The sequence below is a fragment of the Xylanibacter ruminicola Ga6B6 genome, assembly GCF_000687715.1.
Classification (GTDB): domain Bacteria; phylum Bacteroidota; class Bacteroidia; order Bacteroidales; family Bacteroidaceae; genus Prevotella; species Prevotella ruminicola_B.
Genome location: NZ_JHXD01000013.1, coordinates 1 through 26,796 on the forward strand (window position 1 = coordinate 1; position 26,796 = coordinate 26,796).

The 26,796-nt window shown below is 48.9% G+C and carries 23 protein-coding genes; 19 read left to right on the forward strand and 4 right to left on the reverse strand.

The window, feature by feature from the left end:
- Nucleotides 1-710: 710 nt before the first annotated feature.
- From T500_RS0108880 to nrdG, 3 genes are read left to right on the forward strand one after another with little or no spacing between them, the layout of a single operon-like run.
- A complete protein-coding gene (locus T500_RS0108880; protein WP_028907823.1) occupies nucleotides 711-1,136 on the forward strand; it encodes a SufE family protein in 426 nt (141 codons plus the stop codon).
- Between the two features lie 22 nt (nucleotides 1,137-1,158).
- Nucleotides 1,159-3,402: an anaerobic ribonucleoside triphosphate reductase gene (locus T500_RS0108885; protein WP_028907824.1), complete on the forward strand. Its 2,244-nt coding sequence runs from the start codon at nucleotides 1,159-1,161 to the stop codon at nucleotides 3,400-3,402.
- 9 nt (nucleotides 3,403-3,411) lie between these two features.
- Entirely contained in the window at nucleotides 3,412-3,909 is a 498-nt protein-coding gene (gene nrdG, locus T500_RS0108890) for an anaerobic ribonucleoside-triphosphate reductase activating protein (RefSeq protein WP_028907825.1), read from the forward strand.
- On the opposite strand, the gene T500_RS0108895 is transcribed toward nrdG, so the two are convergent.
- A complete protein-coding gene (locus T500_RS0108895; RefSeq protein WP_028907826.1) occupies nucleotides 3,899-5,203 on the reverse strand; it encodes a histidine-type phosphatase in 1,305 nt (434 codons plus the stop codon). The two genes, nrdG and T500_RS0108895, sit on opposite strands and share 11 nt — an antisense overlap.
- Nucleotides 5,204-5,271: 68 nt before the next feature.
- On the opposite strand from T500_RS0108895, the gene T500_RS0108900 reads away from it, so the two are divergent.
- From T500_RS0108900 to ispG, 5 genes are read left to right on the forward strand one after another with little or no spacing between them, the layout of a single operon-like run.
- Nucleotides 5,272-5,919 (forward strand): hypothetical protein, encoded by a 648-nt coding sequence (locus T500_RS0108900; protein WP_028907827.1) that lies wholly within the window; start codon nucleotides 5,272-5,274, stop codon nucleotides 5,917-5,919.
- 18 nt (nucleotides 5,920-5,937) lie between these two features.
- Complete coding sequence (gene rpoN, locus T500_RS0108905) at nucleotides 5,938-7,452, forward strand: RNA polymerase factor sigma-54 (RefSeq protein WP_028907828.1); 1,515 nt, start codon at nucleotides 5,938-5,940, stop codon at nucleotides 7,450-7,452.
- Complete coding sequence (locus T500_RS0108910; protein ID WP_033150472.1) at nucleotides 7,449-8,069, forward strand: phosphatase PAP2 family protein; 621 nt, start codon at nucleotides 7,449-7,451, stop codon at nucleotides 8,067-8,069. The genes rpoN and T500_RS0108910 overlap by 4 nt, the downstream gene beginning before the upstream one ends.
- A 28-nt stretch (nucleotides 8,070-8,097) precedes the next feature.
- Nucleotides 8,098-8,604 carry a 5-(carboxyamino)imidazole ribonucleotide mutase gene (gene purE, locus T500_RS0108915; RefSeq protein ID WP_013065668.1) on the forward strand — a complete coding sequence of 169 codons (507 nt, stop codon included), beginning with the start codon at nucleotides 8,098-8,100 and terminating at the stop codon, nucleotides 8,602-8,604.
- A gap of 27 nt (nucleotides 8,605-8,631) precedes the next feature.
- The gene (ispG, locus tag T500_RS0108920) at nucleotides 8,632-10,017 is read left to right on the forward strand and encodes a (E)-4-hydroxy-3-methylbut-2-enyl-diphosphate synthase (protein ID WP_013064623.1); all 1,386 of its coding nucleotides are present in this window, start codon (nucleotides 8,632-8,634) and stop codon (nucleotides 10,015-10,017) included.
- Nucleotides 10,018-10,136: 119 nt separating this feature from the next.
- Here the strand turns inward: ispG and T500_RS0108925 are convergent, their stop codons facing one another.
- Complete coding sequence (locus tag T500_RS0108925) at nucleotides 10,137-10,829, reverse strand: SIR2 family NAD-dependent protein deacylase (protein ID WP_013064206.1); 693 nt, start codon at nucleotides 10,827-10,829, stop codon at nucleotides 10,137-10,139.
- A gap of 147 nt (nucleotides 10,830-10,976) precedes the next feature.
- On the opposite strand from T500_RS0108925, the gene T500_RS0108930 reads away from it, so the two are divergent.
- From T500_RS0108930 to T500_RS0108955, 6 genes are all read left to right on the forward strand, one after another.
- On the forward strand, nucleotides 10,977-11,582 hold the full coding sequence (locus tag T500_RS0108930; RefSeq protein WP_013063037.1) for an FKBP-type peptidyl-prolyl cis-trans isomerase: 606 nt from the start codon (nucleotides 10,977-10,979) through the stop codon (nucleotides 11,580-11,582).
- Nucleotides 11,583-11,599: 17 nt separating this feature from the next.
- Nucleotides 11,600-12,478, forward strand: coding sequence for an FKBP-type peptidyl-prolyl cis-trans isomerase (locus T500_RS0108935; RefSeq protein ID WP_013065343.1), 879 nt, complete (start codon nucleotides 11,600-11,602; stop codon nucleotides 12,476-12,478).
- A 2-nt stretch (nucleotides 12,479-12,480) separates the two neighbouring features.
- Nucleotides 12,481-13,440: an FKBP-type peptidyl-prolyl cis-trans isomerase gene (locus T500_RS0108940; protein WP_028907829.1), complete on the forward strand. Its 960-nt coding sequence runs from the start codon at nucleotides 12,481-12,483 to the stop codon at nucleotides 13,438-13,440.
- A 111-nt stretch (nucleotides 13,441-13,551) separates the two neighbouring features.
- On the forward strand, nucleotides 13,552-14,031 hold the full coding sequence (locus T500_RS0108945) for an Lrp/AsnC family transcriptional regulator (protein ID WP_013064402.1): 480 nt from the start codon (nucleotides 13,552-13,554) through the stop codon (nucleotides 14,029-14,031).
- Nucleotides 14,028-15,743, forward strand: coding sequence for a membrane dipeptidase (locus tag T500_RS0108950; protein WP_028907830.1), 1,716 nt, complete (start codon nucleotides 14,028-14,030; stop codon nucleotides 15,741-15,743). Before T500_RS0108945 ends, T500_RS0108950 begins: the two co-directional genes overlap by 4 nt.
- 2 nt (nucleotides 15,744-15,745) lie before the next feature.
- Complete coding sequence (locus T500_RS0108955; RefSeq protein ID WP_028907831.1) at nucleotides 15,746-16,735, forward strand: M28 family peptidase; 990 nt, start codon at nucleotides 15,746-15,748, stop codon at nucleotides 16,733-16,735.
- Nucleotides 16,736-16,766: 31 nt separating this feature from the next.
- On the opposite strand, the gene T500_RS0108960 is transcribed toward T500_RS0108955, so the two are convergent.
- Both T500_RS0108960 and T500_RS0108965 read right to left on the reverse strand, forming a co-directional pair.
- Nucleotides 16,767-17,846 carry a DUF4831 family protein gene (locus tag T500_RS0108960; RefSeq protein ID WP_028907832.1) on the reverse strand — a complete coding sequence of 360 codons (1,080 nt, stop codon included), beginning with the start codon at nucleotides 17,844-17,846 and terminating at the stop codon, nucleotides 16,767-16,769.
- Nucleotides 17,843-19,354, reverse strand: a complete 1,512-nt coding sequence (locus tag T500_RS0108965; protein WP_028907833.1) for a bifunctional ADP-dependent NAD(P)H-hydrate dehydratase/NAD(P)H-hydrate epimerase — start codon at nucleotides 19,352-19,354, stop codon at nucleotides 17,843-17,845. Before T500_RS0108965 ends, T500_RS0108960 begins: the two co-directional genes overlap by 4 nt.
- A gap of 91 nt (nucleotides 19,355-19,445) precedes the next feature.
- Between T500_RS0108965 and hpt the strand changes: the two genes are divergently transcribed.
- From hpt to T500_RS0108990, 5 genes are all read left to right on the forward strand, one after another.
- Nucleotides 19,446-19,982, forward strand: coding sequence for a hypoxanthine phosphoribosyltransferase (gene hpt / locus T500_RS0108970; RefSeq protein ID WP_028907834.1), 537 nt, complete (start codon nucleotides 19,446-19,448; stop codon nucleotides 19,980-19,982).
- Nucleotides 19,983-20,012: 30 nt separating this feature from the next.
- On the forward strand, nucleotides 20,013-20,585 hold the full coding sequence (locus T500_RS0108975) for an adenylate kinase (RefSeq protein WP_013063890.1): 573 nt from the start codon (nucleotides 20,013-20,015) through the stop codon (nucleotides 20,583-20,585).
- Nucleotides 20,586-21,755 carry a GTPase ObgE gene (gene obgE, locus T500_RS0108980; protein WP_028907835.1) on the forward strand — a complete coding sequence of 390 codons (1,170 nt, stop codon included), beginning with the start codon at nucleotides 20,586-20,588 and terminating at the stop codon, nucleotides 21,753-21,755.
- Nucleotides 21,756-21,897: 142 nt separating this feature from the next.
- A complete protein-coding gene (locus T500_RS0108985; protein WP_028907836.1) occupies nucleotides 21,898-25,188 on the forward strand; it encodes a TonB-dependent receptor in 3,291 nt (1,096 codons plus the stop codon).
- A gap of 20 nt (nucleotides 25,189-25,208) precedes the next feature.
- On the forward strand, nucleotides 25,209-26,723 hold the full coding sequence (locus T500_RS0108990) for a BACON domain-containing protein (protein ID WP_028907837.1): 1,515 nt from the start codon (nucleotides 25,209-25,211) through the stop codon (nucleotides 26,721-26,723).
- Nucleotides 26,724-26,796 lie beyond the last annotated feature (73 nt).

Consider the following 26,796-nt stretch of genomic DNA (forward strand, 5'->3'; position numbering starts at 1 on the left):
AGCATCGGTATGCAGACTCCAAATACAGCTCACGAGCAGTCTGGTGAACAAAAAAAGATGTGGAAGAATAAAATTTATCGCAAGAATGAACAGAGTTTGCAGAATAATCCCTAACTTTGCAAGCGGAATGTCGAAGGACACTCTTTGGAGGCTTTGCGCCTCCAGCCGCATGGCAAACCACCGCAGTGTTTTTCATAGTTGTCAACTCTTTCAGGAAAAAGACAACCTTTTCAGTAAAGGTGTCAACGATTCCAGTAAAGAGTCAACTTATTCAGTAAAGCGACTGTCAACTATATCAGGAAAAAAGCAATAAACTGTCAACCAAAATCAGGAAAAGACATAGTATTAATACCCGCAAATTTTCGCCCTGCTACGCGCTACAGCGTTACAGTTAGTTTTTATCCCATTCCGCACCAATCAATAATATCTATATTATATAATATAGAAACTTGTTATGGTTTGGCGCCAACTTGTTTTCTAACTGTAGCACTGTAGCGCGTAGCAGTTTGAGCCAAAATCGTCCAGGGAAATTTTTCCCTCGTCTCGTATAAAGAAGCCACATTTGCAGTGAAGCCTAAACGGAATCGGGGCAAGATTCTGTTTATCAATACATAACAAAAATGGGGGCGAAATATTAACCATATTTAATACGGGAGATGTTTGGTGGGCTAGGGGAAATTTAGTAACTTTGCAGGCAAATTATAAACGCTATGACAATAAACGAAATACAAGACGAGATTATCGAAGAGTTCAGTGGTTTCGACGACTGGATGGATAAGTATCAGCTACTCATCGACTTAGGTAATGAGCAGGAGTCGCTCGACGATAAGTACAAAACAGAGCAGAACCTGATTGATGGCTGTCAGAGCCGTGTTTGGTTGCAGGCCGATCTGGTGGATGGTAACATTCACTTCAGTGCCGAGAGCGATGCCTTGATTGTAAAGGGTATCGTGGCTCTGCTGATACGTGTGCTGAGCGACCATACACCACAGGAGATTCTGGATGCCGACCTGTATTTTATTGAGCAGATTGGACTGAAGGAGCATCTGTCGCCCACCCGCAGCAACGGACTGCTGGCCATGGTTAAGCAGATAAAGATGTACGCATTGGCGTTTAACGAGACATTGAAGAATTAACTATAAAATAATTAAGAACCTCATGATACAAACTGTAAAAAAGCGCGATGGGCGCATAGTGGGATTTAACGAACAGAAAGTAATGGCCGCTATCCGTAAGGCCATGTTACATACAGACAAAGGCGAGGACGAGCGACTGCTGTACCAGATTACCGACCGTATTGCCCAGCGTGGCGAGAGTCAGATGACGGTAGAGGAGATTCAGGACCTGGTGGAGATGGAGCTGATGAAGTCGAGTCGTAAGGATGTGGCTCAGAAATACATCGCCTACCGCAATCAGCGCTCGATAGCCCGTAAGGCCAAGACACGCGAGGTGTTCCTGGATATCGTGAATATTAAGAATAACGACGTGACGCGCGAAAACGCCAACATGAACGCCGATACACCTGCGGGCATGATGATGAAGTTTGCCAGCGAAACTACCAAGCCATTCGTAGACGACTATCTGCTGAGCGAGGAGAGTCGCAACGCAGTAGAGCATAACTATTTGCACATTCACGATAAGGATTACTATCCTACCAAGAGTCTTACCTGCGTGCAGCACCCATTGGACAACATCCTGCAGAACGGTTTTACTGCCGGACATGGTGCCTCGCGTGCTGCCAAGCGTATCGAGACGGCCAGCGTACTGGCTTGTATCTCGTTGGAGTGCGCTCAGAACGAGATGCACGGCGGACAGGCTATTCCTGCCTTCGACTTTTATCTGGCACCATTTGTGCGCCTGAGCTATATCGAGGAACTGAAAGCACTCGAAGACCTGTATGGTGAGAGCTTGCAGGACTTGTACGACGAGCCTTTGATGGACTATCTCAAGGCCCCTCTGGATGGCCTGGAGGGTAGAGATCGTGCCCGTCAGCATGCCATCAACAAAACGGTGGCCCGTGTACATCAGGCCATGGAGGCATTTATCCACAATATGAACACAATCCACTCGCGTGGTGGTAACCAGGTGGTGTTCTCGAGTATCAACTACGGTACCGACACCAGTGCCGAGGGCCGTTGCGTGATGCGCGAGATACTGCTGAGTACCTACGAGGGCGTGGGTAACGGCGAAACAGCTATCTTCCCCATTCAGATCTGGAAAAAGAAGCGCGGCGTGAACTACCTGCCCGAGGATCGCAACTTCGATCTGTATCAGTTGGCATGTAAGGTTACAGCCCGCCGATTCTTCCCTAACTTCCTGAACCTGGATGCAAGCTTTAACAAGGACAGCGAGTGGCGTGCCGACGATCCTAAGCGCTTTGTGCACGAAGTGGCTACGATGGGATGCCGCACACGTGTGTTCGAGAACCGATTCGGACCTAAGACCAGTATCGGTCGTGGTAACCTGAGCTTCTCGACCATCAACATTGTAAAGCTGGCCCTGGAGTGCCGCGAGGAGCAGGACGAGCAGAAGCGTATCGACATGTTCTTTGCCAAGCTGGATCAGATGCTGGAGATTACTGCCAAGCAGTTGGACGACCGCTTCCAGTTCCAGAAGACAGCCTTTGCCAAACAGTTCCCCCTGCTGATGCAGTGCCTGTGGATTGGCGCCGACAAGCTGAAGCCTATGGACAGCATTGAGAGCGTGATTAACCAGGGTACACTGGGTATCGGCTTTATCGGACTGGCTGAGTGCTTGGTAGCCCTGATTGGCAAGCACCATGGTGAGAGCGAAGAGGCTCAGGAACTGGGTGTGAAGATTGTGACCTATATGCGCGACCGTGCTAACGAGTTCTGCGAGCGCTACCACCACAACTACTCGGTACTGGCCACACCAGCCGAAGGCTTGAGCGGAAAGTTTACCAAGAAGGACCGTAAGGAGTTTGGTATCGTGCCCGGCGTAACCGATCGCGATTACTATACCAACTCTAACCACGTGCCCGTATATTACAAGTGTAGTGCACGCCACAAGGCCGAGGTGGAGGCACCTTATCACGATCTGACTCGTGGTGGTCACATCTTCTACGTAGAGATTGACGGAGATGCTACCCACAACCCACAGGTAATTATGAGTGTGGTGGATATGATGGACCAGCTGAATATGGGTTACGGCAGTGTGAACCACAACCGCAACCGCTGCATGGATTGCGGCTACGAGAATGCTGACGACCATCTGGAGAAGTGTCCTAAGTGCGGCAGCCAGAACATTGATAAGCTGCAGCGTATTACTGGCTATCTGGTAGGTACTACCGATCGCTGGAACAGTGGCAAGCTGGCCGAGCTGAACGATCGTGTAACCCACATCGACCACTCTGCTCAGGATCAGGAACTGTTTAAGGATTAAAGTGCAGAAGTGATAAGAGTATTAGATATCATAGAAGATACAATGGTGGACGGGCCGGGTTTCCGGACGTCCATCTATTGTGCTGGATGTAAGCATCAGTGCCCTAGCTGCCATAACCCGCAGTCGTGGGATTTTGGCGGTGGGCGCGAGATGAGCACTGAGCAGCTGATGAAGATTATCGAGGCCGATCCATATGCCAACGTAACCTTCTCGGGTGGCGATCCGATGTATCAGTGCGACGGATTTGCCGAACTGGCACGCGCCATACACAGTCGTACCAACAAGGATATATGGTGCTATACGGGATTTACCTACGAAACACTGATTACACGTGCACAGCGCGAACTGCTATACGAGATTGACGTGCTGGTTGACGGACCTTTTATCGAGCGACTGAAAGATCCTGATTTGCTGTTCCGTGGCAGCTCAAACCAACGTATCATAAACGTGCCCGCATCGCTTTACGAGGGGCACGTAGTATTGTGGAAGCCTGATGTTAGCGTTTAGACTTGGCTAACTTCAACTCATAATCGTTTATTTTCTTCATGTAGTGTTCGCGGAAATCGCGATAGTGATAGTAAGGTGCTATATCGGTTGGTATGGGCAGCGTGGCCTCGTTCTCGTTTAGTAACACCTTGAAGATAATGTCAAGATCATTCTCGTCCTTACGGTAGAATACAAACTGGATATTGGCTGCCATGGGGAATACCTCGAAGTTGATCCAACCGTCGATATCCAAACGGTCCAGATTGCGAATCTCGCGACCATAGCCGTTAAGATCCAACAAGCAGGTTAATGGCAGGATAATCGTCTCGTGTCCGAAACGCAACGTAGCACCTGGGTGAGGACGGATAATGCAGCTGTCGGCATCCTCGATGATACGCTGCAGCAGGCGGCGCTGGGTAAACGGCTGTTTACCTCCGTTGTAAGGATTACTGCCAAAGCTGAGGTACCAGAAGGCATTGGCCTGTAGCCAGTTGTTATACAGCTCGTCGGGGGTGTAGATGTCGAACAGGCTGAACAGTTCGCGCATCTCGGTACCCTGAACACTCGACGCTATCTTGAAAATGGCCTTGTTAAGCTCGTAGGCGTCCACTTCGCTGTTAAAGTAAACCGAATCGTTGAACATCTTGCCCATGGCTGGCTTGTGAATAGCGTATTTGGCGCAGAAATCCTTGTAGGCCTGCTGGGTCTTCCTTGAATAGCGCTGCTTGTAAAGTACCGAATCCTGCATGTTCATGTAGTACATGTCGTGCTGCGAGGCATCGGTGTTAAATATCAGTTTGGGATTATTCTTGGCCAGCTGCAGTAGCTCGTGCTGCATCGACAGGATACAACGGATAACCACCGTGCTCTTGGCCTCGATAACCGAGCGTCCCTCGAATACCTCTGGAAAGCGGTCGAACATGCGCTGGGCTATCTGCTGGTGCTGTACGGCACCTAAGGGCGTCAGGTCGCCATAGCGGCCACTCGCATCGTCGCGCAGGTAGCCAAGCAGTCGCAGGGCTTTCTGTCCCAACTCGGTGAGTTTCCCCAAACTATCAGCTTTAAGCAGTATCTGATAAGGGTAATCATACTCTTCGGCCTTGATGAGGTAACGCGACCCGTGGCGCGAATAGCTGCTGATGTAAAACGGTTCCTCGCCCGAGGGTGGGGGTGTTAGTTCGCGTGTTGGTCCCTGGTACGCATAATAGTTACTGCCCGCCTTTAAAAAATCGCGTTTCAACGTTTCGCGAACGTTTTGCGCACACACCGAGGCTGCCGACAGTGCCCAAAGGGCAAATAATACCACTTTTCTCATAGTTTTTTCTCCTTTTCGGTGCAAATATACAAAAAAATCACTATTTTTGCAAAAAAATAGCGCATAATATGGCAAAAAACTCAAAATGGCAGGATGAATACTGGCTACTGCTCATGCAGTTGTACCTACAAAAACCAACTGGCATAAAGCCCATGTACAGTAAGGCAATGATTGATTTGAGCCTGGAGTTGCATATCGCACCCCAGCAGCTCTTTAATAAAATGTGCCAGATAGCCAACCTGGAAACACCGCGCATCGAACATATTTGGGAGGTGTACGGACAGAACCCGCGCAAGCTGAAGCGGGCTGTAAACCTGTTGCGCGAAATGTGGGGATTTAATAACGCCCTGGAGTTTTACGAGGGGGTTGAAACGATTGAGAGTTTTGAGAAGGAATTTAAGCCCATAGCCGATGATACCACGCTTACACCTATGATGCTGGTGCTGATACTGGATGAGTACTTCCGCTTAACCCCCATCACGATGGTTGCCGAGACTCCCGAGGTGCAGGCATTGGCCAAGATGATGAAGCTGAAACCTCAGGAGGTGGTAGATGTGATGGAGGCATTCCAGCATTGCGACCCTTACCTGAATCGCAAAGATGAGGTGAAGGGAAGCTTGGCAATGGCCTGTCAGCAGGTATGGCGCCGCTTTGGCAATAGCGAGCCACAGGAGTTGGCTTCGTATGCCGAGCAACTGAAGGATTATTTTAAATAATGAGACAAGAATTTTAAGGTGAGAGGCGAGAATATACAGATACAGGAACAGCAGCAACTTCAGAAACTGGGACAGACATTCTCCCAACAGCAGTTGTTACAATCGTCGCTGATAGAGTTACCAGTGACGCAGCTAGTTGACCGTATCAACACCGAAATGAACGATAACCCCGCCTTGGAGAGCGAACAACCCTACGACGATGATGCGATGGCTACTGAGGAGACAGATTTTGGCGGTGGCGGCGATACCGATGGTGCCGAGGATTTTGAGACTGTCAGCGAGCGCGAGGAACGTCAGAGTGCGCTCGACGAGGCCCTGAGTGGTATCGGTCGTGACGATGAAGACCTGCCTGTGTACCAGAGTGGCAGCTCGTATGCCGAGGAACGCGAGGAGATGGTGTACGGTGAAACCGAATCGTTTTACGACCAGTTGAAAGAACAGGTGGGCGAACTCGACCTGACCGATAAGGAACGTGATATTCTGGAATATCTGATTGGTTCGCTCGACGACGACGGATTGCTGCGAAAAGACCTTTCAATCGTGAGCGACGAGCTGGCCATCTATCATAATATCGATGCCACCGACAAGGAAATTGAACACGTGCTGCTGATGCTGCAGGCTTTCGATCCTGCCGGTATCGGTGCCCGCTCGCTGCAGGAGTGCTTGCTGCTACAGATTGAGCGTCGCGACCCATCGCGCTTACGCGACCTGATGGAGCGTGTTATCAACCATTATTTTGAGGCGTTTACCCGCAAGCATTGGGATAAGATACAGGCCGACTTGCAGTTGAACGACGTGCAGGCCGAGGCCCTATTCCGTGAATTGCGCAAACTGAACCCACGTCCAGGTGCATCGCTTGGCGAAACCGTGGGGCGCAGTATGCAGCAGATAACCCCCGACTTTATTGTGGATACCCAGGATGATGGCACCATCACCTTTACGTTGAACAACGGCGAGGTTCCCGAACTCAAGGTGTCGCAATCGTTCGTAGATTCGATGCAGGAGTATCAGCAGAACAAGGACCACTTGAGTCGTCAGACTAAGGAGGCACTTCTGTATATCAAGAAAAAGGTGGATGCTGCACAGGGCTTTATCGAGGCTATTAAAGTGCGCCGTCATACACTCACGGTTACCATGCGCGCCATCATCCAGTTGCAGCGCCAGTTCTTTCTGGATGGTGACGAGGCCTCGCTGCGCCCCATGATTCTGAAAGACGTGGCCGAAAAGGCCGGACTCGATATATCTACCATCTCGCGTGTAAGCAATTCGAAATACGCCCAAACGCGTTGGGGTACCTTCCCTTTGCGCCACTTCTTTAGCGACGGCTACGTTACCGAGAGTGGCGAGGAGCTGAGCACCCGACAGATTAAAGCTGCCCTGCGCGACCTGGTGGATGCCGAAGACAAACGTAAGCCGCTGAGCGACGACCAGCTGAAAGATCAGCTTGCTGCCAAAGGCTTTCCTATCGCCCGCCGCACCGTGGCCAAGTATCGCGAACAGTTGGGTATTCCTATAGCAAGATTAAGAAAATGAGTAGGGAAAAGAATATCATATTAACGGCAAGGGTGATGAGCATGGTGTTTACACCGTTCTACCTGCCTATCGTGGGGTTGCTGTCGCTCTTCTTTCTGAGCTACCTCAGCTTAATGCCCTTGGGCTACAAGCTCCAGGTGCTAACGCTGGTGTATTTCTTCACCATCCTGTTGCCTACGGTGCTTATTCATCTGTATCGTAAGTACAACGGCTGGAACCTGATTGAGCTTGGACATAAGGAGCGTCGTATGGTGCCTTACGTTATCTCTATTCTCTGCTACTTCTTCTGCGTGTACATCATGGACATGCTGCACATACCGCACTTTATGGGCACCATCGTATCGGCTGCATTGGCCATCCAGATAGTGTGCGCCTTGGTAAACGTGTGGTGGAAGATTTCAACCCATACTTCGGCAATCGGTGGTGTGGCAGGCGCGCTGTTTGTGTTTGGCGAGCTGTTTGCCTTTAATCCCATCTGGTGGCTCTGTCTGGTGTTCATCCTGGCAGGCATGTTAGGCACCAGTCGAATGATATTGCGCCAGCACTCGCTTGCGCAGGTGGTAGCCGGGTTTCTGGTAGGCCTTGTATGCTCCGTACTCGGTCTGCTGTATTTATAAATAGTCAAATTGTAAAATAGTCAAATATATGAAGCCATTAGTAAGTATTATCATGGGCAGCACAAGCGATCTGCCCGTTATGGAAAAAGCGTTTAAGTTGCTCGACGAGATGCAGGTACCTTTCGAGGTTAATGCCCTGTCGGCTCACCGCACTCCCGATGCTGTCGAGGAGTTTGCACGTACCGCTAAGGATCGTGGCATTAAGGTGATTATTGCTGGTGCCGGTATGGCTGCTGCCCTGCCTGGTGTGATTGCTGCATCAACCACTCTGCCCGTTATCGGTGTGCCCATCAAGGGTATGCTCGACGGCTTGGATGCCATGCTTTCTATCATCCAGATGCCTCCTGGCATCCCTGTTGCTACAGTAGGTGTAAACGGTGCTCAGAACGCAGCTATCCTGGCTTGCGAGATGATGGCCTTGGCCGATCAGGAGTTGGCACAGCGCCTGGCTGTTTATAAAGGTAATCTGCGTATCAAGATCGAGAAAGCCAACGAGGAGCTGGCCGCGATTAAATACCAGTTCAAAACCAATTAATGTTTAATTTTTAATGTCTAATCTTTAATGTATAGCAGAAGACAATCTTCCGAAGCCCGTGTCGGCGGTATCGGCATTGGCGGTCAGAACCCCATCCGCATTCAGTCGATGGGAACGGTAGATACCAATAATACCGAGGGCTGTGTGGCCCAGGCCAAGCGTATTATCGACGCTGGTGGCGAGCTGGTTCGCTTTACCACCCAGGGTACCCGCGAGGCTGAGAACATGAAGAACATTTCGGCCCAGCTTAAGGCCGATGGTTACAATACACCACTGGTGGCCGATGTGCACTTTACCGCTCATACCGCCGATGTGGCTGCCCAGTACTGTGAGAAGGTGCGTATTAATCCTGGCAACTACGTTGATCCAGGTCGTACGTTCAAGCATCTGGAATATACCGACGAGGAGTATGCAGCCGAACTGCAGAAAATTGAGAAGCAGCTGGTGCCTTTCCTGAATATCTGTAAGGAGCATCACACGGCAGTACGTATCGGCGTGAACCACGGTTCACTGTCGGATCGTATCATGAGTCGTTACGGCGACACTCCCGAGGGTATCGTTGAGAGTTGCATGGAGTTCCTGCGTATCTTTAAGCGTGAGAACTTTAACGATGTAGTTATCAGTATCAAGGCCTCTAACACCGTAGTGATGGTAACCACTATGCGCCTGCTGGTTAAAACCATGGATAAGGAAGATATGCACTACCCCCTGCACTTGGGTGTTACCGAGGCTGGTGAGGGCGAAGACGGTCGTATCAAGAGTGCCGTTGGTATTGGTGCCCTGCTTACTGAGGGTATCGGTGATACCATCCGTGTATCATTGAGCGAGGAACCTGAGTGCGAAATCCCCGTGGCTCGCAAGCTGGTAGATATGATTCCTGAGTGTACCGCCCTGCGCGAGAAGGCTGAGGCAAGCATCAAGGACGATACCATCACGCTGGATGTGGATGCTCCAGATTGGGAAACCCTGCAGCTCAAGGCTGCTATGGCTGTTGGAGCCCTGCTGATTGATAAGAAGGCCCACAACCTGGTAATCAACAGTTCAACGTTCAAAGATCAAAGTTCAAAGTTGGTAGAGCTTTCTGACGCCATCCTGCAGGCTGCCCGTATCAAGTTTACCAAGACCGAGTATATCTCGTGCCCAGGTTGCGGTCGTACGCTCTACAATCTGCAGGAAACCATCGCCAAGATTAAAGCTGCCACCAAGGATATGGTAGGCTTGAAGATTGGTATCATGGGCTGTATCGTAAACGGTCCTGGTGAGATGGCCGATGCCGACTACGGTTACGTAGGTGCCGGACGTGGTAAAATCTCGCTCTACAAGGCCAAGGAGTGTATCGAGAAGAATATTCCCGAAGAAGAGGCTGTAGAACGTCTTATCGAATTCATCCGCAAAGACCGCGGCCAGAAATAAAGAAACGATTTTATAGGCACGGATTAACACGGCTCTTTTTTATAAAGAAACACGGCTTTAGTTGCAATACCAAAGCCGTGTTTTTAATTTATTAAAGCCGTGTAATCCGTGCCAAAACCTTATTCGCTAAGAATCTTTACGAGTTCTTTCATTCCTTCGCTAGCGCCTTTCTGTATCTGTGTTACGCGACCACCGGCGTTGATGGGATTGGGATCGATAAGGTAAACGGGCACATCGGGACGGGCATAGTGCAGCAAACCTGCGGCAGGATAAACCACCAGTGAGGTGCCGATGATAATCAGAATGTCGGCCTCCTGTACCTCTTCGGCTGCTATCGTGATGTTAGGCACCGCTTCGCCAAAGAATACGATAAACGGACGCAGTAACGAGCCGTCGCCAGCCTTGGTGCCTGGTTCTATCTCGCAGTTGTCGGGTGTAAGCTGAATCTGGTAGCGTGGGTCGTCCACATCGCGACTCGAACAAACCTTCATCAGTTCGCCATGTAGGTGAATCACCTTACTTGAGCCTGCCATCTCGTGCAGGTTGTCAACATTCTGCGTTACAACCGTTACGTCATAGTTTTTCTCAAGTTCGGCCACCAACTTATGTCCCTCGTTTGGCTGCACGTTCCAACACTTCTTACGCAGCATATTGTAGAAGTTTGTTACGAGCGTAGGATCGGCCAGCCAACCCTCGTGGGTGGCTACCTTCTGTACGGGATAATTCTCCCACAAACCATCGGCATCGCGGAAAGTCTTCAGACCACTTTCTACCGACATACCTGCACCAGTTAAGACAACAATCTTTTTCATAAGAATGATTTTTAAGTTTGATGTTGCAAAAATACAACTTTTCTGATATAAAAAAGAAATTTTAGCAATTATAATGCATCGGAATAAGAAAAAAAGTGTAACTTTGCAGCCGTTTTTTAGACGTTACACATTATTAATAAATAGAGAATGGATAAATTAAGTTATGCTTTAGGTCTGGGCATCGGTCAGCAGTTGGCTCAGATGGGTGCTGACAACATCAGTGCCGAGGACTTTGCACAGGCTATCAACGACGTGTTGAAGGGCAACGAGCTGAAGGTTTCACACCGTGAGGCTCAGACAATCGTACAGGACTATTTCCAGAAGCAGGAGCAGAAGCTCCAGGCTGAGCGTGCCGAGAAGGGAAAGGCACATAAGGAGGCTGGCGAGAAGTTCCTCGCCGAGAATGGTAAGAAGGCTGAGGTGGTAACACTTCCCAGCGGACTGCAGTATCAGGTACTGAAAGAGGGTAACGGTAAGAAGCCATCGGCTAAGGATACCGTTATGTGCCACTATGAGGGAACACTCATCGACGGTACTGTATTCGATAGCTCATACCAGCGTGGCGAGCCCGCTACATTCCCACTCCAGCAGGTTATCGCTGGTTGGACCGAGGGTCTGCAGCTCATGCAGGAGGGTGCCAAGTATCGTTTCTTCATTCCTTACCGTCTGGCTTATGGCGAGGGTGGTGCAGGTGCTTCTATTCCTCCATTCGCAGCACTCATTTTCGATGTTGAGTTAATACAAGTAGTTTAAAATAATAACAGAAAGCAATGAAAAAATTATCAATCGTAGCCGTTATGGCTATTGCTGCTGCCGGTTTCACCGCATGTGGCAACTCTACCCCTAAAGCAAGTCTGAAGACAGACGTAGACACTATGAGCTACGCCATTGGTATGGCTCAGACTCAGGGTTTGAAGGAGTATCTCGTAGGAAGTCTGGATGTTGACACCGCTTACATGGCCGAGTTCATCAAGGGTCTGCAGGAGGGTGCTAACGCTGGCGACAACAAGAAGAAGGCCGCTTACTATGCTGGTATCCAGATCGGTCAGCAGATTGCTAACCGTATGATCAAGGGTATCAACCACGAGGTATTCGGTGATGACTCTACAAAGACTATCTCTCTGAAGAACTTCATGGCTGGTTTCATCAGCGGTACTACAGGCAAGAAGGGTCTGATGACTGTTGATTCAGCTCAGATGGTTGCTCAGCGCATGATTCAGGAAATCAAGGCTAAGGAGATGTCAAAGACCTATGGTCCTAACAAGGAGGCTGGTGAGAAGTTCCTCGCTGCCAACGCTAAGAAGGCTGGTGTAAAAACTCTGCCTAGCGGTGTTCAGTACAAGGTTATCAAGGAGGGTACAGGTGCTATCCCCGCTGATACTTCACTCGTTAAGGTACACTACGAGGGTCGTTTGATTAACGATACTATCTTCGATAGCTCATACAAGCGTGGCGAGCCCACAACATTCCGTGCCAACCAGGTTATCAAGGGTTGGACAGAGGCTCTCACTCACATGCCTGCTGGTTCAGTTTGGGAGGTTTACATTCCTCAGGAGCTGGCTTACGGCGAGCGTGCACAGCGTAACATCGATCCTTTCTCAGCACTGATCTTCAAGATCGAGTTGCTCGAGGTAAATCCTAAGAAGTAACAATGAAGAAGTCATTGATATTTGCACTCGCCCTCGTGGCGGGTGCTTCTTTATCTACAGTAGATGCTGCCAAGAAAAAGAAGGTGGTAGTAAAGGAGGGGGCTCCTGTTGTTGAGGCTTTCAAACTCGCTACCAGTTCTGATTCTATCAGCTATACTGCAGGTATGAGTAGCACAATGGGTTTGGTTAACTTCCTGCTTCAGCAGAAGGTGGATACCGCTTACATGGCTGATTTTGTACGTGGATTTAACGAGACTGTTTCAAGAAATCTCGACAATCCCCAGGAGAAGGCTTATATGATGGGTATCACCATCGCTCAGCAGCTGGTTGACCGCATGATGCCTGGTGTGGCTAAAGAACTTGAGGGAACTCCCGACTCGTTGGTTTCGGGTGCTTTCTTCAAAGGTTTTACCGATGCCCTGCTGCAGGATACTACTTTCTTTAAGGTAGATGCTGCCGAGAACATCTTCAGAACCAAGATGGAGGCCAACAAGGCTGAGAAGGAAGAGCGACTCTATGGCGCAAACCGCGAGGCTGGCCGTCAGTTCCTGGCCGAGAATGCTAAGAAGGATGGTGTGATTACACTGCCCAGCGGACTCCAGTACAAGGTGCTTACCCGGGGAACAGGTGCTGTGCCTACCACCAGCGATAAGGTACAGGTACATTACGAGGGTCGTCTGATCGACGGCACCGTATTCGATGCCTCAAGAAATCATGGCGACGAGCCTGCTGAGTTCCGTCCAACTGATGTAATCAAGGGCTGGACCGAGGCACTTACCATGATGCCTGTAGGTTCAAAGTGGCAGGTTTATATCCCCTTTGAACTGGCTTACGGTAGTCGCGATGCCGGACAAATAAAACCTTACAGCGCGTTGATTTTCGATATTGAGCTTGTTGGAATCGTAGGTGACAAACCTGCACCAGCAAAGGCCGCAAAATCGTCGAAAAAAGCTAAGAAATAAGCAAGTGTGTCACAAAAGTGGCACACTTTTTTAATTTTTTCTTCAAAAAAGTTGCATTGTTCAATTAATTTGCGTAATTTTGCTGACAAAATGTAACTAAAGGGAGAAAAAATGGAAAAAATTGATTTTTTGGACAAAAAGATTCTGAGTATCCTTTCCAAGAATGCACGTATTCCTTTCAAGGATGTTGCTGCAGAATGTAATGTATCGCGAGCTGCTATCCACCAGCGTGTTCAGCACCTGATTGATGCCGAAGTGATTACAGGTAGTGGTTTCGATGTTAATCCTAAGAGTTTAGGTTATTCTACTTGTACCTACGTGGGTATCACCCTTGAAAAGGGATCGATGTATAAAGAGGTGGTAGAGCGTTTGCAGCATATCCCCGAGATAGTAGAATGTCACTTCACTACTGGTCCTTATACGATGATGGTTAAGCTCTATGCTAAGGATAACGAGCAGCTGATGGAATTGCTGAATGGCAAGCTGCAGGGTATTCCTGGCGTAGTTGCTACCGAAACATTGATCTCGTTGGAACAGAGTTTGAAACGTGAGATTCCCATCGTGCTCGACGATGAAGACAAAAAGCTATGAGCAGATTTGAACTCCAGTCGCATCTGAATGATGTGTATGCCCACTTCCCAGAAGCTGAGAAGCGTCCTGTGATTGGTATTACTGGCAATTACGAAGACCTGACATGTAAGTTGGGTCGAGGCTATTATCAGTCGGTAGTAGCAGCAGGTGGTGTGCCCGTTGTTATTCCGCCTGTGGCCGATAAGCATGTAATTGTAAATACCTTAGAGCATATCGACGCCCTTATCCTGAGTGGTGGAGGTGATATCAATCCCCTTTGGGCAGGCGAGGAGCCTTCGCCCAAGCTGCATGGTATCAATCAGGAACGCGACCTGCCCGAATTGTTGATTGCCCGTTTGGCCTACAACCGTCAGATTCCTATGCTGGGTATCTGTCGTGGTATCCAGACGCTGGCTACAGCGTTTGGCGGCAAGGTGGCACAGGACATCAGCGATGTGGCAACCATCAAGCATTCGCAGGATGCCGACCGTTCGGAACCTACACATAGCGTGATTATCGACGAAGATTCAAGTTTGTTCGATATTTATAAATCTACCAAGGTGATGGTTAACTCGTTCCATCATCAGGCTGTGGCCGAAACTGGCGATAAGTTTAGAGTAATAGCCAAGTCGCTCGATGGTATCATCGAAGCGATGGAGAGTAGCGAGTTTAAATCGATATTGGGTGTTCAGTGGCATCCCGAGTGTTTGGAAGAGGGGCTGCCTTTGTTCCAGTGGTTGGTTAACGAGGCCAAGAGTTTTCGTGAAGCTCATACCACTCACGATCGTGTGCTTACACTCGATACCCATTGCGATACACCTATGTTCTTTCCGCAGGGCATACACTTTGAGCAGCGCGACCCCAAGATTCTTGTAGATTTGCACAAGATGACCGAAGGTCGTCAGGATGCTACCATCATGGTGGCTTATCTGCCCCAGCCAACCGAGAATCCTTCGGCCTTTGCCGATAGCATTTTCGACCAGATTGAGGTGATTGTGGGTCAGAATAGCGATTATGTACGTATCGCTAACACACCTCGCGACCTCTGGATGAACAAGCATCAGGGTTTGAAGAGCATTATGCTTGGTATCGAGAACGGTATCGCTATCGACGGTAAGCTGGAGAATCTGCAGCATTTTGTGGATCGCGGTATCGTATATATGACCCTCTGTCATAATGGTGATAACGATATTTGCGATTCGGCTTCGAAAACGCAGCACACGCATCATGGTGTGAGTGCTTTCGGCGAGCAGGTTATCAAGGAGATGAACCGTTTGGGTGTGCTGGTTGATATGAGTCATGCTGGCGAGGAGAGTTTCTATCAGGCACTCGAAATCAGCAGCAAACCTATTGTTTGCAGTCACTCGTCGGCCCGTGCGCTTTGTGATCATCTTCGTAACCTTACCGACGATCAGATGCGTGCCCTTGCACAGAAAGGTGGCGTAGCACAGACTACCATCTATCACGGATTCCTGAAGAAGGATGGCGAGGCTACCATCAACGATGTGATTGCTCACTTAGAGCATGCCATCGATGTGATGGGTATCGACCATGTGGGTCTTGGTACCGACTTTGATGGCGACGGTGGTGTTCGTGGCTTGGCCGATTCGTCGGAACTGATTAGTTTTACCCGTAGATTGCTGGCCCGTCGCTTCAGCGAGCACGACATCCAGAAAATCTGGGGTGGTAACTTCCTGCGTGTGATGGAGGAAGTACAAAAAGTTAGATATTAAACATGAATAAAAATATTTTTGCGGTTATATCGTTGGTGCTTTTGGTGGCCAGTTGTGGTAATTTAAAGAAGCAGACTACCGATGAGTCGGCTTCTTTGCAGCCTGTTGGTCCTGTGTTCTGTTCCGATAGTGCTTATCAGTACTGTCAGGCTCAGTGCGAATTCGGTCCACGAACCATGAACAGCAAGGCGCACGACGATTGCGAAAAGTGGATTATCTCAAAGTTTGAGAGTTTCGGCATGCAGGTAACCCCACAGAAAGCTGTGCTGAAGGGCTATGATGGTACATCGCTCAACAGCACCAACATCATTGCCAGCTATCGTCCTGATCTGAGCGACCGCGTATTGCTTTGTGCCCACTGGGATAGTCGCCCTTGGGCTGATAACGATCCCGACGAGGCTAACTGGAAAACACCTGTGATGGCTGCTAACGATGGTGCATCGGGCGTGGCTGTGATGTTGGAGATTGCTCGTTTGCTCTCTAAGGATACCTTGCAGCTTGGTGTTGATTTTATCTGCTTTGATGCCGAAGACTGGGGTGTACCACAGTGGAACGAGGATAATTTCGATAGCGACTCGTGGGCGCTTGGTGCTCAGTATTGGTCGACTAATCTGCATAAGAAAGGCTATCGTGCCCGCTTTGGTATCCTGCTTGATATGGTAGGCGGTCAGGGTGCACAGTTCTATAAAGAGACCATGTCTGTTCAGTATGCCAATCATATCGTAGAGAAAGTTTGGCGCGCTGCTCAGGTAGTAGGTTATGGTAGCATGTTCCCCTCGCAGCAGGGTACTGGCGTTACCGACGATCATATCTCGGTAAACACCAAGGCTAAGATTCCAACTATTGATATCATACCTTATTATCCTAACTGCGAGCAGAGTTCGTTCGGACCTACTTGGCATACCGTTAACGATGATATGGAACATATCGACAAAAATACCCTACAGGCAGTAGGGCAGACATTAATTCAGGTACTCTTCTCCGAGAAGTAGTACCTGAATTTTTTTATTCTTGTAAATCTTATTATCTGGGTTGCTCGGCTTCCAACTTCTCTACAGCGCCTGTCAAGGTATTGAGAAGTAGGCGTGTGGTGTATTTTTTGTTGAACAAAGCGCCACTCAGCAGTTCTACATTGCCAAACTGTGCAGCAGGAAACTCGTTGCTGATAATCTGTGCTGTGGCATCGAAGATGGTTGAGCGCAACTTGCCTGGGATGTTTATATAGATGCCCGACTGCTGCGGCTTGGCAGCTTTCTTGGGATCTACGGGCGCAGGTTCGTCAACCGTTTTCAGGTCCTCTATATTAATATAATAAGGTGTACCCGACAAATCATCGCTGTCAACCACTCCGTAATCGGGCGAGAAACGGAACAGTACATCGCGTTTCGTTGGCTTGTCAACCACGTAGGTAAACGTATGTGTGGTGGTATCGTTCTCGGTAGTGCCGATAAACAGACTGGTGAGCGCCTCGTTCTGTGTGTTCAGTTCCTCCAGCATCAGTTTCAACTGCTCGCCATCCTTAGGCATAAAGTCGGCCTGGCCCTTGGCCAGCATGCTTTTGCTCTCACGTATCTCGTAGATCTCCTGAGCAGTAAGCTCGGCCATCTTGGCGGTGCTGCCTGCCGAGAGAATCTCTTCGTTCAGATACGATTTGGGCGATTTCTTTAAAGGGCGGATCTGCTGTGCAGGGGCAGGATTGCTCTTAGACTGCTGCTTGGCATCGGTGTTGATGGCCAGCAGGATACCCTCGTCGCTCAGGCGTACGTTGCAGGCAGATGTCTTGGCATCAAACTTCACAGCGTAACACTTCGATGTGTCGGCTACAGCAAATGGCTCCTGCTTTACCGACAGGATGCGATACTTGGTAGATGCGCTGGTAGGCACATCTTTCATACGTAGAAATTTCTCCGAATACTTGCAGAATTCACCTGGGGTATAGGTACTCTTCTCCACCTGCATGGTAACGCGGATGGCTGTTTTGGGCAGATAATATACGGCGCCCTCGCTGGTAACACCTGGTTTGTACGAACTGATAACGGTTTGTGCCAGCGAACTGGTAGTGCCTAATGTAAAGGCTATCAATAATGTGCTAAATAATCTCATTCATTAAGTCGTTTAAATGCATAAGGCAAGTTCTGGATCAAGTCGCTGGCTATCACGCTTTCCTCGCCTAGTTCGCGAGCGGCAATGTCGCCAGCCAGTCCGTGCAGATACATACCTACAATACATGCGTTTTCTTGATTATAGCCACGAGCCAGCAGACCTGTGATGATACCTGTTAGCACGTCGCCGCTACCGGCAGTAGCCATACCGGCATTTCCAGTAGAGTTAAAGATGATGTGACCATCGGGCAGGCACAGCGAGGTGTGATGGCCCTTCAGTACGATGTAAGCCTGCAAGCGCTCAGCCAGGTCGCGGGCCTTCATCAGGCGCTCAAAGCTGTCGCCCGAATGTCCTTCCAAACGGTCGAACTCCTTGGGGTGGGGGGTCATGATGATACCCTTGGGCAGTTGCTGCAACCATGCGCGATGACTGGCCAGAATATTAATGGCGTCGGCATCTACCACTGTGGGGCACTGACTGCGGCGCAGCTGTGCAATGATGGCAATTGCCGTTTGCTCGCTGGTCCCCAAGCCAGGACCAATGCCCAACGCATTGAAGTCTTCGGTGTCAACCGCCTCCGAGAAAGTGGTTTCCTCTCTGTCGAACTGTATGATGGCTTCGGGAACGCTCACCTGCAGAATGTTGCAGTTGCGTTTGGGTGTATGGGTAGTGACCTTTCCTACACCTACGCGCAAACATGCTTTGGTGGCCAGCACCGAAGCTCCTGCCATACCGTAGCTGCCGGCAATAATCAGGGCGTTACCCATCTTGCCTTTGTGGGCAAACGGGTCGCGCTTCAGCAGACGTGGGCGCACGTCGTTCTCCTCCAGCAGCGTGTAGTTGGCATCAATCTTCTCCATGCCCTGTTTGCTCAGTCGGATATCCAGCACCTTCAGTTTGCCGATGAATATCTGGTTTTCGGGAAACAGGAACGACAGCTTTGGCAACTGCAGTGTCAGCGTCATATCGGCACGGATAATGTTGGCTCTTACGTTGTAAGTGTTGTCTTCGGTCATCAGTCCCGATGGCACATCGATACTTACCACCTGAGCGGGCGATGCGTTGATGTATTTCACGAGCGACGAGAAACCACCGGCCAACGGCTTGTTGATGCCCGATCCGAACAGTCCGTCAACCACCAGCATCCCCTCCTCTAACTGTGGGGGCTCAAACTCCTGGGTTACCTCAATCAGTGCTTTCGAGCGTTTCTCAATCAAACGCTTCTTGTTTATCATGCAGTCTTCCGAGAGATGACCTGATATGTTAAAAAGGTAGGCTGTTACATCGTAGTTTTTGTCAATCAGCATGCGGGCAACGGCCAGTGCGTCGCCGCCATTATTGCCTGGACCTGCGAATATGATGACGGGCGTGGTATAACCCCAGCTGTCGGCGATAGCTTGGGTCAGGGCTTTAGCGGCACGCTCCATCAGGTCGACCGACTTAATGGGCTCGTTCTCTATGGTGTATTTGTCCAATTCGTGGACTTGTGCGCTCGTAAATATCTTCATAATGGTGCAAAAATACGAAAAAATTGCTAATGAATGATAGAGTTTGGCAGATTTTTTGTAATTTTGCACAAATTTTTAATTCTTTCAGCGTATGAGTATCGTAAAGATAAAGGACAAGTCGTTCAAGATCTCCATTACGGAGGCTGAGATTAAGGAGCGTGTAAAGGCTGTTGCACAGCAGATTAGTAAGGATATGGAGGGCAAGAATCCTCTGTTGTTAGGTGTGCTGAATGGCGCTTTTATGTTTGCTGCCGATCTGATGCGCGAGATGACTATTCCTTGCGAGATTTCGTTTGTTAAGCTGGCCTCTTATCAGGGTACCACTTCTACTGGTAAAATCAAGGAGGTGTTCGGTATCAACGAAGACTTGACCAATCGTACGGTGATTATTGTAGAGGATATCGTGGAGAGCGGACTCACCATGAAGCAGATGATTGAGTCGTTAGGCACACGTAATCCCGCATCTATTCATATCTGCACCCTTTTCTTCAAGCCCAGCAAGCTGAAGGAGAATATTAACCCCGAGTATGTTGCCTTCAGCATTCCTGACGACTTTATCCTGGGTTACGGACTTGATTACGATCAGCAGGGTCGCGGGCTGAAAGATGTATACACCATAATCGAGTAAGTAACTTAAATTAAACTAAATATCAGGATAATGAAGAATATCGTTATTTTTGGTGCTCCCGGTTCAGGTAAGGGAACACAGAGTGATAAGATGATTGAGAAGTACGGTTTGAACCACATTTCAACTGGTGATGTACTTCGTGGTGAAATTAAGAATGGTACCGAGCTGGGTAAGACTGCTGCCAGCTATATCGAGAAGGGACAGCTGATCCCCGACGATCTGATGGTAAGCATTCTCGCTTCGGTTTACGATAGCTTCGGACGTGATAGCAAGGGTGTTATCTTCGACGGTTTCCCCCGCACCATCCCACAGGCCGAGGCCCTGAAGAAGATGCTCGACGAGCGTGGCGACAAGGTTGCTGCTATGATCGAGCTCGATGTTCCCGAGGACGAGCTGATGAAGCGCCTCATTCTGCGTGGTCAGCAGAGCGGCCGTGCCGACGATAATGAGGAGACCATCAAGAAGCGTCTCGTGGTTTACCACTCTCAGACAATGCCACTTATCGAGTGGTACAAGCAGGAGGGTGTTCACTATCACATCGACGGTCTGGGTGAGCTCGACCGCATTTTTGCAGACATTTGCCAGGTTATTGACAATATCTAAATGGAGAGTAATTTCGTAGACTACGTAAAGATTTACTGCCGCTCTGGAAAGGGCGGTAAAGGCAGTATGCACTTGCGCCATGTAAAGTATAACCCTAATGGCGGTCCTGATGGTGGTGATGGTGGAAAAGGCGGAAGCATTATTCTGCGTGGAAACCATAACTACTGGACTTTGCTCCACTTAAAGTACGAGCGCCATATTTTTGCCGAGCACGGTGGAAATGGCGGTCGCGACAAGTGTCATGGTACAGACGGAAAGGATGTTTACATTGATGTGCCTTGTGGCACCGTGGTGTATAATGCCGAAACCGGTAAGTATGTCTGCGATGTTACATACGATGGTCAGGAAGTTATGCTGCTTAAGGGCGGTCGTGGCGGATTGGGTAATTTCCAGTTCCGCACAGCCACCAATCAGGCGCCCCGTTATGCGCAGCCTGGTGAGCCCATGCAGGAGATGACCATTATTCTTGAATTGAAACTTTTAGCTGATGTGGGCTTGGTAGGTTTTCCTAATGCAGGAAAATCTACCCTGGTCTCTTCGCTCTCAAATGCTAAGCCCAAGATTGCCAATTACCCATTTACTACGATGGAGCCTTCGCTGGGTATCGTAGGTTATCGCGACAACAAGTCGTTTGTGATGGCCGATATTCCTGGTATTATCGAAGGTGCCTCTGAAGGTAAGGGCTTGGGACTTAGATTCTTACGGCATATTGAGCGCAACTCGCTCCTGCTGTTCATGGTACCAGGTGATACCGATGATATCAAGCGTGAGTATGAGATTCTGCTCAACGAACTTCAGCAGTTCAATCCCGAAATGCTCGACAAGCATCGTGTGCTGGCCGTTACCAAGTGCGACATGCTTGATGAGGAGTTGGTTGAGATGCTGAAGGAAACCCTGCCTCAGGATCTGCCTGTGGTATTCATTTCGGCCGTAACGGGTTATGGTCTCGACGAACTCAAGGATGTGCTTTGGAACGAGTTGAATGCCGAAAGCAACAAGCTTAACGTCATCACCTCGGAGGATTCGCTGGTACATCGCGACAAGGATATGAGCCGTTTTGCTCAGGAGCTTGCCGACGAGGGCGAGGACGAGGATATCGAGTACATCGACGAGGATGATATCGAAGATATCGAGGACTTTGAATACGAGGACTTCGACGACGAAGCATAACGTTACGCAACAAATTTTACCAATTTTTTAAAAAATAGCCGATTTATAACTTTAAATCGGATTTTTTTTCATATCTTTGCACCGAAATTTAAACAATCCGGATTTTATCCGCTCATTTAATTAATTAAAACAGTTCTAGTTTATGCAGAAAAGATTGCTCTTTCTGGTTGCTTTAATGTTAACTTTCTCGTTAACATTGATGGCACAAATCACAACTTCAAGTATGGCTGGAAAGGTGACCCTCGACACAGCGAATGGCGAGGAAGTCATCGGTGCTACAGTTGTGGCTGTACACGAGCCTTCTGGTACTCGTTACACAGCAGTAACTAATACCACAGGTCGTTTCTCGATCAATGGTATGCGTACTGGTGGTCCTTACGCAGTGACCATCTCTTACATTGGTTTCCAGCCCAAAACCGTCAAGGGTATTACCCTCCAGCTGGCTGAAACCTACAACCTGAATGTATTCCTCACCGAGGATGCTACCGAACTTGCAGAGGTTGTTGTAAGCGGTAAGGCTTCAAAGTTTGCTGCTGAGAAGACGGGTGCTGCTACTAACATTAACAGTACGCAGATCACAAACCTGCCAACCGTTAGCCGTTCTATTACAGATGTAACACGTCTGTCTCCTTACGGAGGTAACGGCATGAGCTTCGCTGGTAGCGATGGTCGTAACGCTAACTTCACCGTTGATGGTGCTAACTTCAACAACAACTTCGGTCTTTCTGACAAGTTGCCTGGTGGTGGTAACCCAATCTCTATCGATGCTATCGAGGAGTTGCAGGTTGTTATCTCTCCATACGATGTTCGTCAGACCAACTTCATCGGTGGTGGTGTAAACGCTATTACCAAGTCGGGTACTAACACCTTCAAGGGTAGTGCTTATGTTTACCACAAGAACGAGAACATGCAGGGTGACGCTGTAAATCGTCAGCAGATCCAGGGCGCTCGCGAGAAGGCTCAGACTACTACTTACGGTTTCACACTGGGTGGTCCAATCATTAAGAACAAGCTCTTCTTCTTCGTAAACGGTGAAATGATCAAGATTCCTTCAATCGTTAACCGTTGGAAGGGTTCAGATGATGGTAAGGCCGATGCCGACAACTACATCTCTCGTACTACTAACAAGGATCTTGAGGCTGTTTCTAAGTACATGGCCAGCAAGTATGGTTATGATACCGGTTCATGGACCAGCTTCCCTGCTGATGAGAGCAACTACAAGCTGATGGCTCGTTTGGACTGGAACATCACCGATCGTCATCACCTGGCTTTGCGCTATAACTATACAAAGAATAATATCTGGAACTCGCCTAACGGTACTTCTATGGACGGTGGTACTCGTATGGCTTCTTACCGTATGTCACAGAACTCAATGTCGTTCGCTAACTCAATGTACTCAATGGAGAACCTCGTTCACTCTTGGTCATTGGATTTGAACAGCCGTCTGACCGACAACCTGTCGAACCAGTTCCTGGCTACTATCTCTAAGCTCGACGACGTTCGTGGCACTAACTCTGCTGAGTTCCCATTCATCGATATCACTCGCGATGGCGATAACTATATGGCTCTCGGTTACGAGCTGTTTACTTGGAACAACGCCGTTCATAACACTATCTGGAACATCAAGGATGATGTTACCTATTATATGGGCGACCACAAGATTATGGCTGGTATTACCTTCGAGCATCAGATGGCCGACAACCAGTACATGCGTAATGGTTCTGGTTACTATCGCTACAACATCACCGACGATATGTATGTAGGCGGTGTACTGCAGCCAGATATGCTGTTCAACAGCACACCTGAGGTATTCTGCTTGACTTACGGTTACGATGGTGAGGCTGCTCCTGCAGCTCGCGTACAGTTCAACCGTCCTGGTATCTATGCTCAGGATGAGTGGAACGTTAACAATAAGCTGAAGCTCACATACGGTCTGCGTGTTGACGGTCTGTTCTTCAACAACAGCGACCTGATGACTAACGCTGCTATTCTGAACCTCGACTACAACGGTCGTCACATCGATACCGGTAAGTGGCCTAAGAACAGCATCACCTTCTCTCCACGTCTCGGCTTCACCTACGATGTATTCGGTGACAAGAGTCTGAAGGTTCGTGGTGGTACTGGTCTCTTCTCTGGTCGTCTGCCTTTGGTATTCTTCACCAACATGCCTACCAACGGTGGTCTGGTACAGTATCAGGCACAGATCAATGCAAAGAACGCTGCCAAGAACGGCTTCGATATGGATGTATTCGCTGGTGGTCCTATGACCAAGGTTAGCGATATGATTGCTAAGCTGCAGAGCCTGGGCTATCCTACAACTGTTAAGCCTGAGGACGGAACTGTTCCTTCAGCTGTTAACGGTGTAGATCCTAAGTTCAAGATGCCACAGGTATGGAAGACTTCTGTTGCTATCGACTATCAGCTGCCTGTTGACTTCCCATTCTCTGTTTCTGTTGAGGGTATCTACAACAAGACTATCAATGCTGTATCAATCTCTGACTGGAGCATTAAGAACGTAGGTGGTTTCGCTCGCTTCAACGGTGCCGACAACCGTCCTATCTTCCCCGATGATTTCCGCAGCGGTACAAAGGCATTCGTGCTCGAGAACACCAGCAAGGGTTACGGTTGGAGTGCTAACGTTACTCTGAACGCTCAGCCTGCTGATTGGATTAGCTTGATGGCTGCTTATACTCACACTGTATCTAAGGAGGTTACCGGTATGCCTGGTTCGGCTGCTGAGTCTGCCTTCACATACGTTCCTACTTACGAGGGTCCAAACAACATCAAGTTGCACAACTCTCAGTATGTAACTCCTGATCGTCTGATCGCTTCTGCTACTATCCACGATAAGTGCGGTAACCACTATAACTTCATCTACGAGGCATATCGTGGTGGCTACAACTACTCTTACACAACTGTTAACGATATGAACGGCGACGGTTACAACTACGACGCTATCTATATCCCAACAGATGATCAGGTAGGTGTTGGTACAGGCGACTTCCGCTTCAAGACTCAGGACGACCTGACTCGCTTCATGGACTATGTTCATAAGGATAGCTACCTGAGCAAGCATCAGGGTACTTACGCCGAGGCTTACAGCGTTTACTCTCCATGGGTACACCGCATCGACTTCGGTTACAAGCACGACTTCAAGTTCAACGTAGGTCAGACTAAGCACATGCTGCAGCTCACCTTCGATATGAAGAACGTTCTTAACTTCTTCAACTCTTCTTGGGGTGTTGCTAAGCACCTGAATCCTGAGATTGGTACCGAGGCTAAGATCCTGAAGTACGAGGGCGTTGATGCACAGGGTTATGCAACCTTCTCTACACCTTCTTCTATCAGCGGTAATACTCAGACTTGGACTACCAACTACGCTATCGGTCAGTGCTGGTACGCTTCTGTAGGTATCAAGTATTATTTCAACTAATTAATTAAGGTAAGATTAATATGAAACTAAAATATTTCATTCCGTCTCTCGTAGCAGTTGTTGCAGCTGTATTCACAAGCTGTTCTGACGGTAAGGATGCTACCTATCTTGAGGGAATTCGCGTTTCTCAGTCGTATGTAGCTCTGAACACTGCTGGTGGTTCTGCCTCTATCGATGTAACCACCAATGGTAGCTGGACTGTTACTGAGGTTCCCAACTGGCTCACCGTTTCACCTGCCTCTGGTACAGGTAACGGTACTATCACTTTCTCGGCCGACGCTGCCGAGGGTCGTAGCGGTTCAGTAAAGCTTAACTGTGGCGACGAGACTCAGATCATCAACATCATTCAGGGTGTTGTAACTATCAGCCCTGCTACTTGTGCTGAGGTTCTGGCTGGTCCCGACTCTAAGACTTATCAGGTAACTGGTACTGTTACCAGCATTGTAAATACCACTTATGGTAACTGGTACTTGAACGATGGTACTGGTGAGGTTTACATCTATGGTACACTCGACTCTAAGGGTAGCACCAAGAACTTCAGCAGCTGGGGCCTCGAGGTAGGCGACCAGATTACTGTTCAGGGTCCAAAGACTACTTATAATGGTACTGTAGAACTGGTTGACGTAACTGTTGTTAAGATTGTTAAGTCACTCATCAAGGTTGATTCTCTCACAGTTGGTGGCGTTAAGGCTACTGAGCTGCCTGTAGCTGGTGGCGAGATCACTGCTCACCTCACCTGCAAGGGTACTGGCGTAGCTGTTGAGATTCCTGCCGACGCTAAGGATTGGCTGGGTGTTACCTCTTCAACAGTAGGTACTAACCCAACTGTTACCTTCTATGCTAAGGCTAACGAGGGTGGCGACCGTGAGACAACTGTTACCTTCAAGACCACCGATGGTTCTAAGGAGTACAGCTCACAGGCTACTATCTCTCAGAAGGGTGCTATCGTTGAGTGCAGCATTGCCGACTTCCTGGCTGCTGCCGTAGGTAATACTCAGTTCCGCCTCACTGGTGTTATCACCAAGATTGCTAATGCATCTTATGGTAACATCTACATTAAGGACTACTCTGGCGAGGCTTATGTATATGGCGTAGGTTCTAAGGGCGACTTCGAGAAGCTTGGCCTGAAGGAGGGTGATGTTATTACTCTCGTAGGTAAGCGTGGCGAGTACAAGGGAACTGCCCAGATGACTGGTGGTCAGTTCGAGAAGTCAATCAAGGTAACTGAGGTTTCAATCGCCGACTTCCTGGATAAGGAGGATGCTGCAAATGTTTACTATAGAGTATCTGGTACTATCGACGAGATTGCCAACGATACTTATGGTAACTTGTACATCACAGATGGTACCAACCGCCTGTATGTATATGGCACATATCCTGGATGGGGTGCTACCGGTGATAACCGTAAGGGCGCTATCAAGAATCTGGGTATCGCAGTAGGCGACAAGCTCACCGTTATCGGTGTTAAGTCAACCTACAAGGGTACTCCTCAGGTTAATGGTGGTATCTACTTCTCTCACGAGAAAGCTGAGTAAAATTTAGATAAAGCTCAAAACTAACGCGCCAAAATGTTGTGGATAGCGACATTTTGGCGCTTTTAAATTCGAT